This window comes from Tolypothrix sp. VBCCA 56010, from assembly GCF_050875635.1.
Lineage (GTDB): Bacteria > Cyanobacteriota > Cyanobacteriia > Cyanobacteriales > Nostocaceae > Hassallia.
Window position 1 is genome coordinate 1 of record NZ_JBPAOH010000014.1, and the last position, 10,615, is coordinate 10,615.

The window sequence follows — 10,615 nt, forward strand, 5'->3', positions numbered from 1 at the left end:
GGGGGGGGGGGGGGGGGAGAGGGGGGGGCAAGGAGAGGGGGGGGAGGGGGAGAGTATTAAATTTTGAATTCTCCTTGTCTCCTTGTCTCCTTGTCCCCTTGTCTCCCTGTCTTCCCTGTCTCCTTGTCTCCTTCCAAAACTAGGGATAAATCAAAATCTTGTACGTTTCCGGGGTGGGTGCGATCGCAATTTCTACAGCTTGAGATAATTTTTGTAGGGGATAGCGATCGCTAATTAATGCGGATACGTCGATGCGTCGATTAAACACTATATCAGTTGCTAGGCTTTGCAGGCGATATGATGAACTATAACTGCCCATCAAGTCAATCTCGCGGCGATAGAGAATGTTCGGGTTAATGGGAATTTCCATTTCATCGGGAAACTCGGCGAAAAAGACGATTTTTCCACCTTTGCGGGTACAATCAAGAGCTTGAAAGAAAGCTTTATCACTGGGAACCGCTAGCAAGGTGACATCAACACCCATACCATCGGTTAGTGCTTGAATTTTAGCAGGTAAATCGGGATCGCGGGCATCAAATGCGGCTTCTGCACCGACATTTAAAGCTTTTTCAATTCTAGAGGGCAGTAAGTCAGTGGCGATCGCTTTTGCTCCGAAATACTTCACCAACATAACAAACATTAGCCCAATAGGTCCTGCACCAGTAACCAAAACTGTTTGACCGGGAATAATCTGAGCTTTTTTTACCGCTTTCAAACAGCAGTTAGTCGGTTCTACAAAACTTGCTTCTTCAAAGCTTATATTATCAGGAATCAAAATCAATCCACCCGATCGCACAATATGACCGGGAACCTTGACATACTCCGCAAAACCACCCCCACTAGCGTTAAACCCGGCTGTGGTGGAAATGTTTTTGTAAACATCGCACATTGAGAAATTATCATTGAGGCAGTACGCACAACGCATACAAGGGATGTGGTGCATTACTGCCACCCGTTGTCCTACTTGCCAATTTTTCACTTCATTACCGACTGCGGCGATCGTTCCTGCCGTTTCATGTCCAAAGATGCGCGGTGGTTCATATAGCGGATAGCGAATCTTTTTGATATCCGACTGACACAACCCGACTACCCGCACTTGTACCAAAACTTCATCCGGTGAGAGTTCTGGAACTGGGATATCTTCGTAAGAGAGTTGATTAACGCCTCTAAATACCTGTGCTTTCACGTTGATTTTTTATCGCTCAACGATACTAGATTTAACATTAGAAGCGTTCTTTGAGCCAGAAGTTGCGATATTTTTAATTTATGGAACCACTGCGATCGCCCAATTCACAGAACAACATTCCCCAACCCGGACAACTAGCACCATTATTCACCGCACTAGACCAAGACGACAATCAACTTAGCCTCACTGATTTCTCCGATCGATGGGTTGTGCTTTACTTTTACCCCAAAGATGACACACCTGGTTGTACTGTTGAAGCGAAAGACTTTACTGAGTATAACCAACAATTCAATCAACTGAAAGCCAAAATATTAGGAGTTAGCACAGATTCTGGTAAATCTCATTGTCGATTTATTAACAAACATAACTTGTCAATCACCTTATTAAGCGACCAAGAACATCATTTAGCAGAACTTTATGGCGCTTGGCGATTGAAGAAATTTATGGGCAAAGAATATATGGGTGTAGCGCGGTCAACTTTTTTAATTTCACCTGATAGAATCATTGCCTATACGTGGTCAATTGTTAAACCAAAAAATCATGCTGAACAAGTCTTAACTAAATTGCGAGAATTGTCAGCACCTTAAACTTAAATTGTAATATCAATTTTGGTTTCAATTGAATAAATAAATATCCTCCTCTTAAAACTCCGCGTACCCTTCGGGTTCATCAGTTCGACGGGACGGAAACCGACCCCGCCGACTGATTCACCTCCGCGTTACCCTCCGCGCACCTTTGCGTTAAAAAAATATAATCCTGACCCCAACGAATTTGATATAAGTAGTTTAACCAAATTAAACATAAAATCATTGTCAGGTGCGCTCTTAACGAATGTCAAGAGCGCACCCTACACCTAATCTTCATCAAGTGCCGGAAAAGCTTCCTCAAACTGCCACAATCTATCTTTATTTTCCACAAACCAAATACGAGTTTCTGGAGTTAATTGACTCCAAACAATTTCAACTGGTACATGGGGAGATGCATATTGATACTGTTGACCAAGTGATTTCAGATTGTCCACGACATCCAAAGGAATACCGAAATCTTGCCAGTTAACTTTTAAATGTCTACCAGAAAGTCCCGCTGTCGGATCGTAAATTAATTGTGCAGCTCTAACTAAATCAGCGAAATGCTTCGGTTTAAGTTCAGCTAGCTTCTGGATCTGGAGTAATTCATCATTGTTTTGAGACATACTCACTCTGCGTAATGGTGATTAGTCGTTGATAAAACTTACTGCCAGAGATTCTTACCTCAATACTTAATATTTTAACCCAAAGCTGTTAGAATAATTTGTAATTATAAAGCCAATCTTCAAACTCTGCTTAACTGCCGATGCTTTTTTGCAAGTTCACCATGTGAGTTGGGCTACCTGCTTTGATCAAAGTTTCGACGATACCGGGTGCAATCGCCTCCATCCTTCTTCAAACCGTTGGGCAAAAGAGTCAGACTGGCTCGAATCGGTCGCAAATTGATATTTTGTTTGTGGAGTGCGATCGCCACTGCTAAACCCCCCAGTCCAGCACCGATAATCGCAACTTTTAGGTGTTTTCAGACATGCGTTCTGATCGTCTTGGTATTACTTACAGTGGATTTTTAATTTTACCTTCTGCTTCATCTTCTAGGCTAAAAACTTCGGAAATCAACATCGCGAATGCTCCCGAATTATCATATTTAGCAGTCAGCCTTTGATACTCGTTTTTTGCAACTAATTTTGCCGCTACTAATTCAAATTCTTCACCAATATTTACCATTTCAGGCACATTCACAACAATACCATCTGGTAGAGATATCGTCTTATTTTTTCCTTCGGTTGGATCTAACACAAGCTCTTGATTTTCTGCTGAAGCCGATATTTGTAAATCACTATTTAGATACTCTTTTCGTCCGCTCCATCTAGGCAACTTTTCTATTTCTGCTTTGGCTGGTGTATTAGGAAAGCTATTTAGATGCTCGCGAATTATCGTAATTCTCTCCAACTCGCCACTCTCAGCATAGATAATAGCTACACCAGTTCGCCAATCTTGATATCTAAAAAATAATTCCGCAGCAATTTTTTTTCCAGCTTCCAGTTTTTTTGATACCAGGGCATTCTTATCCTTACCAAAGGACACTACCCTCGTAGATAAAAGTGCTGGATGAATTACTCCATCAGGCTGGCTACAAGTTTGCTTTTCAATATGCCAGATTATTTCTTCCTCTGTGCCGTCGGAGTTTGTATATTTATTGGTGTGAGTAATAACGGTTTGATCTTCATTAGCCTGAAATCTTCTCACGGCTTTAAAGGATGTAATGATTTCTTTGTCTGGGGAATACCTAGTCCATATTCCGTGCCAAGAAATACCTTCAGTCGTGATATCTCCAAATAAATTTTCCCAGTTTTTATCTTGTAAATTCATATTTTTTCAACCCAAAATATTGACAAAAGCATTAAATTGTGTATAAGTAAGTTAAACTGGTAGAGCTTTCCTTATACATTTTTGATAGATGTCAGCAACATCAAATTATGCACTTTTGACAGATTAAACACTGCCTTAGCAAGCGGTGATATTAAATGTTTCCAGAGTGAAACTTATAAAACCAGATGCGTCATACTTGCGGATGCCGCGTTGTAATAAATCAGGATTCACCAGCCAATCAATTATTGCAACAAACTCTTTTCCAGTTTCTATTTTGTGAGGGCAAGCGATAGAAATACCATTTAATAAATGTAAAATTTGGTAGTCATCACGGAAATTTTCTAGTTTATTAAATGAGGTTGCTACGGGGGATGATACTATCCAATCTGGTGTCATTGTTTTACCTGTTCCTTCCCAGCTACCGTTTAACTCTTTTGCAATATCACTAATCGCCGATGCGAAAGTTGATAAATGTTCGCTAATGACTGTAATATTTTCTAAACTGGCGCGATCGCCATAGATAATAGCGACACTGACACGCCTATCTTTATACCTAAAACCTGTCTCAAAACCAAAATTTGAGCTTGATTCTATTTTTGTAGATCCCCAAGAAAAGCTGTTGTCTAAAAATAATGCTCTGGTAATCGGTTTTTTATAGGGTCCAAAAGTTTTCGTCTCCTTTGTCCCATCTGGGTAAATATAGTGATTTTGGTGATTTATTTCACTTCCATCTTCACTAACGTGAAAACTTCTGACACATTGAAAAGATTCAATTTCTTGTCCATTAGGAGTATATATAGTCCAAATACCATGCCAGTCGCTGTTGGCATGATAGTGACAGAAATTATTCCAATTTTGTAGTTGTGGTATTGTATCGGTATTTATATTATCCATTATCGTTTTACATTCTTTTACATTATTCATGGGTGTCAACAACATCAAATTATGCACTTTTCACAGATTAAAGAGTGCGTCAGCCCTGTTCAGTGTCAATTAAAACTGTCACAGATGCCACAGCGATCAACATTTCGTCATTTTTATCATTGAGTGAGGGAATTGCCCGTCCTTGCACAATCATACCCCCAGATTCCACGGTGAGAGTTTTGCGACCAAAGGGCAGTACAGCTAGTACTTTTTCTTCTCGCACTTGTTCGGGGTAAGGGACTGCTACTTGTACTTCCACAATCATTTCATCTGGATCGCTTAAACCAGCGATTTCCCAAACACCAGGCAAAGCATTGTGAGCGATCGCATTCCTGACAGCCCTCGCCGCTGCTATTGTCGGTTCTTGTCCGTGCTGATCTATCCCCATCCCCATCTCAATAATCAAGCGTTTGCGTGCCACAGTTACCTCAAATTATTCAAAATTTAATAGCGATCGCGATGATGGTCAATTTCTACAAATTGAAAAAAATGAATTTTTCACTCTCCAAAGCTTTCAGGAATTGTTCCCGTCACAAAATAAACTTATGCAGTTTTCAAATAGAAATTGAACATAATGCTTTAATAATCTTATTAAATATTGGTAACGTTCTTTCCTTAATAAATGCCATAACTTTCTCATAACAAAGCGTAATTCTTAATTTGCGCTTGGGGAATATTGGTGGCAAATGTTACTATAACTGCCATCATGAGCATAAATCGCCGCCAATTTCTCACCACCTTTGGGTTAGCTGCCTTAGCTACCCAGATGCAACCGCTTATAGCCCAAGGTAAGCGATCGCCAAACACCATACTCAAACCACCGCGCCTGCAAGTGGGTGATACGGTAGGATTGATTAGCCCTGCGGGTATCGTTGAGCTTAAAGATGTCGAATCAGCGAAGCAAGCGATAAATACACAGTTAGGGTTAAAAGTCAAGTTAGGAAAGCATATTTTAGATCGTTATGGCTATTTGGCAGGAAAAGATAGCGATCGCGCTTTTGATGTCAACACCATGTTTGCAGATAAATCTGTCAAAGCGATTATTGCCATGCGCGGTGGTTGGGGTTGCAATCGGATTTTACCTCTACTTGACTACATCCGCATCGGCTCCAATCCGAAAATCTTAATGGGGTACAGTGATATTACATCGCTGTTGTTAGCAATAAACGCCCGCAGTAAAATTGTGACATTTCACGGTCCTGTTGCTACATCTACCTGGAACGAGTTTGCGGTAAATTACGTCAAGCGCATCCTATTTAACGCTGAAGCTGTGACAATGAAAAATTTGCACACTGAAGAAGGAAAAATGCAGGTCATAGCCCCAGGAAAGGCTAGAGGTAAACTAGTTGGTGGGAACTTGTCAGTAATATCCGCAATGGTTGGGTCGCCTTACTTACCTTCATGTTATAAAAGTATTTTATTTGTGGAAGAAGTAGGCGAGGATGTTTATCGTGTAGATCGAATGCTAACTCAATTAAAAAACGCGGGAATTCTTAATCAAATAGCTGGCTTTATCTTTGGGCAATGCACTAATTGTAATCTAGGGGATGAACCTTCATTTACTTTAATGCAAGTATTGCAACAGCATATACTTCCTTTAGGCATTCCTGCTTGGTACGGTTCAATGATTGGTCATATTAAGGATAAATTTACCTTGCCAGTAGGCACAGAAGTTGAAATAGATGCCAATGCTGGGACAATAAAAATGTTAGAGTCTGCTGTCACATAGAAATATAAAAACAAAAATGATGTATTGGCGATTAGTTATTATAAATAACCCTCTTACCTAGTTTCTAATGCCCAGTCCCTAGTCCCCAGTCCCGCACTATTTGCATTTTTCCTTTCGACTGCTGACAGCTTAATCAATCAAAAAAATGCGGATCAACTATATTTCCAACCATCCTATTCATCAAATACCATTCATAACCGCCGCATCCAGTGGTGCCGGGATGGTTGATAAAGTTCTGCCCATTTTACCAGCACAAGTTGACTCATTACCACCGGGTTTAGAAGCAATAATTGCCACAAGCGATTTACAAGGAAGAGATCCAAATAACCAACGCCTTCTTGGTCATCTTGTCGCCGAAGAACTAGAAATATTAGCTGAACAGGGAAAAATTCCACCGCCAAAAACAACAGGAATTATTTTAGCAGGCGACTTTTACGCCAAAATAGACAAGCGCGGTGGTGTAGGAGATGTGCGTGAAGTTTGGCAAGCTTTCAGCAGTCGTTTTCGTTGGGTAGCTGGAGTAGGAGGAAATCACGACAGTTTCGGCAAAAACCCAGAAAACATCATCGAATTTCAAAACCAGCGTGGGATACACTACTTAGATGGCAATACTATTTCTATAGATGATATTCGCATCGCTGGCATTTCCGGCATTATTGGCAAAAGCAATAAGCCTTTTCGACGTTTAGAAAAAGACTTTAGAAAAGCCATCAAAGATATCGTCAAAGAATTACCAAATATTTTAATTCTCCATGAAGGACCCAATGATGCAGAAGCGAAATTGATGGGGAACGAATCCATACGTGCCGAACTAGCAACAGCAAGAGACTTACTAGTAATATGCGGTCATTCTCATTGGAAAATCCCCATGACCACCTTACCCAAAAGAGTACAAGTTTTAAACGTAGACACTCGCGCAGTAGTTCTCAGAGTTAATTAATCCTTCGTAGTAAGCGCTGTACTCGCTTAAAAGCACGTTATGTGCTGACTACAAATCATTCTTTGAAACTTTAAAAATTAGCGATTACTAAAGCAATGGCTATCAGTACCTTAGTTTTTAAGAGTGAGTGTTCTCTTTTTGCAACTGGCTATTTTGTGTTTTTTTCTGAGCCAAAAAGCGGCACCTAAAACCCCAAAAGCAAAAATTCCTAATTGTGAAGATGGTTCAGGTACTGCTTTAACTGCTTGAATAGATCCTGCAAATGAAAAAACTCGCATTGCGTATTTATCGCTAATTGCTAGTCTAACTGTTTCCAAAGTGACAGGGGCGCTAGATGATACTCTAACCTTTCCACCAGCATTTTTGACATCTTGCAAAAAAGCATCGGCTAACCCCCCTTGTAATTGGTCTAAACCAACCGACTTTGTTGCTGGAACTGGGTTAGTAAAGTTAAAACTAGTATCATCCAAAAAAGACGTTGTAGGACCGAAGTCAACAGCTACGTAGATATCAGTATAACCAAAATCAACGATTTTGGTTTGGTTGTAATAAAGCCCCCACTCTACGTCATCAGGATTTGCTTTATAAATATTTTCCTCAATAGTTGAATCTGGACTAGCATACCAATCTTCACCCAAAATATTATTACCTAAATTCCAAGTTTGCTCAAAACTGCGACCTTCTTTTTGTTTGAGACCAAAACCAATACTATTTAGCGGAATATTGTTATTCTCCAGGTATTGACTAAGGAAAGGAAAATTATTAAGTCCAGTTACATCCGCCGATCTAGTAGCACCAGGTGAAGGTATTTCCGGACTTCCCTCTCGACCAGTTACATAGTAGGGAGAGCCTATATTTACAGCATTTTTGGCACCTCCGGAATGACCAAAATTTACGGCAGAGGGGTCTAAGCCCTGATAAGCAACAAGCCCCTGATTATTTAAAATGGAGCCAGAAAAATCAACTCTATGCGAATAATCGTTTGGTGGGGGCGGCAAAATCTGAAAGCCAAGGAGCGGACTAAGAAGAAAACTGAAAACCATAACTATTATCCTCAACAACGAATCTCTATTTGATTGCAAGCAGCGATCTGAAAATACATTAGATCGCAACAAAGATGTTAAATCAAGTCAGAAATCTTTATCTTCTGCTATATGCATTACTTCAATGCACGATTTAAAATCTACGTTACTTCGTCATACTTGTCTACACAATATCATATGTGGTGTTGAATTTTACCATTGATGTCACGAGCCGTTATATCCTGAGACTACGGTCAGTGGGAGTATCCCAATGAGTGCATTTGTACCATTCTGCCCTCACCCCCAATTTTTTCAAGGCTACTATAGCAATCCGCGCATCATTTGTAAAATTCTCTCTTCTGTGTTTCTTCCTTGCTATGAGCGTCTATGTCCTTATGGACACGCACTCGCGTTCGCGGTTAATAAGTTTTACCTATCAAATAGGACTGCTATATATCTAGCTTGATATTGATAGCTCTTGAGGTTTTGGCGCATCTTCGCGATCTAACTGTTGTTGGGAAGACTGGTCTTGTACTGATAGCTCAACTCCACCCTGAACCCAAGGTTGCAACTCAGCCTGATATTTATAGCTCTTGAACTCTTGTCGCATCTTCTCAACTTGACTGTTGTCCGGAAGACCTTTGGTCTTGTAGCGATAGACTAGTTCGCCCACTGCACCTTGGCTCGATAACGCCAGTAGTCGGAAAAAGTGGTAAAGGTGTCGTGGAGCTAGTAGTCCAGCAAGACCAAAACCCTTCCACTGGAACATGGCATACCACAAGGCAGCGTAGAAGCAGGTATGTTTCAAGCCTGCAAAGACATTACACCGCCTTGGTTCAAATTTGGTGTTTTCCAAGAAGTTATCAAAGTGCTTCAGCGTATGGTAGCCTCCAATTAGCTGATCCGCCCGGTAGCAATCCATAAGCCCGATGTTTGCACCCCGCTCAACTAGCTGGTTAAACTGTTCGTACAATTCAGCGAATAGCCCATCTGTATTGCTATTTAGGGTCTTCAAGTATATAGGGATAAATGTTAAATCTAAATGCCATTTGCCTATATACATCGGCACCTGTACTCCAAACCACCACATATATTCAAAGTAGATGCGCCAGCTCATAACGCTTGCGTGACCAAGTTGTTTGGAGTGATTGCGGTATAGGCAGTTGACACTTCGTGCTAAGGCAAGGTTAAAATCGTTGTAGGCAGCCCGTTTTTTCTCAACTTCTGCTTCACCCGCTAGTTGGGCACGAATAATTTCAGTTACACTTTCAATCGCAAAGGCAACGGTCGTTGTTCCATAGGAATAGAAAGCGTCAAAGATGTAAGCTGCATCTCCAATCACATACCAGTTATCTGGGGAAAACATGACCTTACTGGTATGTGCTGTTCTCGGCAAGTAGTGGAAGTCAACGTTATCACTACTGCTGACAATTTTGTAGAGAATGTTGTGGTTAGCCTTTAAGAATGAGTAGAACTTTTTCTGAGTATTAATCTGGTTAGCAGGTATAACGTCATGATGGTGCATCACTCCAATTGACAACTCCATCGATTTTTTGTCAGTTGGAATCATCCACAACCAGTGACCTTGACCAAACCAGTGATTGGTGGCATAGTAATGGCTGGTCGAAGCACCTGTTGGGTCATAACCGCTATGGAAGATAGTACGGTCAACATTTTTAACACGTACCCATGCCGAGCCGTTGTTGAGTCCAAAGAGATTTTCTGAACCGAAAATTACATTGTCGGTCTTATGCCCAATTATAAATCTACGTCCCGCAGCATCAATGACATGTTTAGCCTTAAGTTCTATTTCCTCGCTGCCTAGTTTAACTTTAACCGTCTTAATAGCGTCGCCTGCGGTTAAATCTACATCCACTACACGACCGTTGTAGAAAGCAACCCCCATTTTCTTGTTCATCTTGAGCAAATCCCGCTCCAGCTTGGCTCGGTTAAACTGAAAAGAGGGTATAGGTACTTGCCGATTGGACCACACATGATAGTAGTCGTCAGTAGTTTCCGTTTTAGCTGGGTTTTTAGCCCAATGGAAGTTTAGCCCAGACTTGGGTGGATGATTTTCAATCATGTACTCGCTAAGTCCTAACTCCTTAGTCAGGAAAAGAGCGGCGACTTCGATAGTTGACTCACCAAGTTTTAAGTCCTTGTCTGTTCGTTCTTCCGATCGCGGATCAATTAGGGCAACTTTAATATTAGGGATGTTGAGCAGGAGGTGTCGGGCTTGGCAGTTACCTGCAAATCCGGCACCCATAATGACCACATCATATTGCAACTGGGTAGTGTACATAGCTAGCTCCGTTATAAATTAACTAAATTTTTGGGGCATCACGTTTGATTTTTCCAGACACCAACTTATCTATTAATTAGTCCCTTCCTGCTCGAAAAATACCTATTTAACGAACC

At 41.0% G+C, this 10,615-nt stretch carries 10 protein-coding genes; 3 read left to right on the forward strand and 7 right to left on the reverse strand.

Annotated features, from left to right (window positions below):
* Positions 1–139 precede the first annotated feature (139 nt).
* A complete protein-coding gene (locus tag AABK37_RS07070; RefSeq protein WP_432550879.1) occupies positions 140–1,186 on the reverse strand; it encodes a zinc-dependent dehydrogenase in 1,047 nt (348 codons plus the stop codon).
* Positions 1,187–1,266: 80 nt separating this feature from the next.
* On the opposite strand from AABK37_RS07070, the gene bcp reads away from it, so the two are divergent.
* Positions 1,267–1,773: a thioredoxin-dependent thiol peroxidase gene (bcp, locus tag AABK37_RS07075; protein WP_432550880.1), complete on the forward strand. Its 507-nt coding sequence runs from the start codon at positions 1,267–1,269 to the stop codon at positions 1,771–1,773.
* Positions 1,774–2,039: 266 nt separating this feature from the next.
* Here bcp and AABK37_RS07080 read toward each other — a convergent pair whose 3' ends face one another.
* From AABK37_RS07080 to AABK37_RS07095, 4 genes are all read right to left on the reverse strand, one after another.
* Positions 2,040–2,378: a hypothetical protein gene (locus AABK37_RS07080; protein WP_432550881.1), complete on the reverse strand. Its 339-nt coding sequence runs from the start codon at positions 2,376–2,378 to the stop codon at positions 2,040–2,042.
* Between the two features lie 388 nt (positions 2,379–2,766).
* Positions 2,767–3,582, reverse strand: coding sequence for a DUF3598 family protein (locus AABK37_RS07085; protein WP_432550882.1), 816 nt, complete (start codon positions 3,580–3,582; stop codon positions 2,767–2,769).
* 135 nt (positions 3,583–3,717) lie between these two features.
* Complete coding sequence (locus AABK37_RS07090) at positions 3,718–4,476, reverse strand: DUF3598 family protein (protein WP_432550883.1); 759 nt, start codon at positions 4,474–4,476, stop codon at positions 3,718–3,720.
* 79 nt (positions 4,477–4,555) lie between these two features.
* On the reverse strand, positions 4,556–4,927 hold the full coding sequence (locus AABK37_RS07095; protein WP_432550884.1) for a Lin0512 family protein: 372 nt from the start codon (positions 4,925–4,927) through the stop codon (positions 4,556–4,558).
* A gap of 285 nt (positions 4,928–5,212) precedes the next feature.
* Here AABK37_RS07095 and AABK37_RS07100 point away from each other — a divergent pair, with 285 nt between their 5' ends.
* Positions 5,213–6,235, forward strand: coding sequence for a S66 peptidase family protein (locus AABK37_RS07100; RefSeq protein ID WP_432550948.1), 1,023 nt, complete (start codon positions 5,213–5,215; stop codon positions 6,233–6,235).
* Between the two features lie 145 nt (positions 6,236–6,380).
* Positions 6,381–7,175 (forward strand): metallophosphoesterase family protein, encoded by a 795-nt coding sequence (locus AABK37_RS07105; protein WP_432550885.1) that lies wholly within the window; start codon positions 6,381–6,383, stop codon positions 7,173–7,175.
* Between the two features lie 110 nt (positions 7,176–7,285).
* Here the strand turns inward: AABK37_RS07105 and AABK37_RS07110 are convergent, their stop codons facing one another.
* Both AABK37_RS07110 and AABK37_RS07115 read right to left on the reverse strand, forming a co-directional pair.
* Positions 7,286–8,218 (reverse strand): PEP-CTERM sorting domain-containing protein, encoded by a 933-nt coding sequence (locus AABK37_RS07110; RefSeq protein WP_432550886.1) that lies wholly within the window; start codon positions 8,216–8,218, stop codon positions 7,286–7,288.
* 436 nt (positions 8,219–8,654) lie between these two features.
* The gene (locus AABK37_RS07115) at positions 8,655–10,499 is read right to left on the reverse strand and encodes an NAD(P)/FAD-dependent oxidoreductase (protein ID WP_432550887.1); all 1,845 of its coding nucleotides are present in this window, start codon (positions 10,497–10,499) and stop codon (positions 8,655–8,657) included.
* Positions 10,500–10,615: the final 116 nt, after the last annotated feature.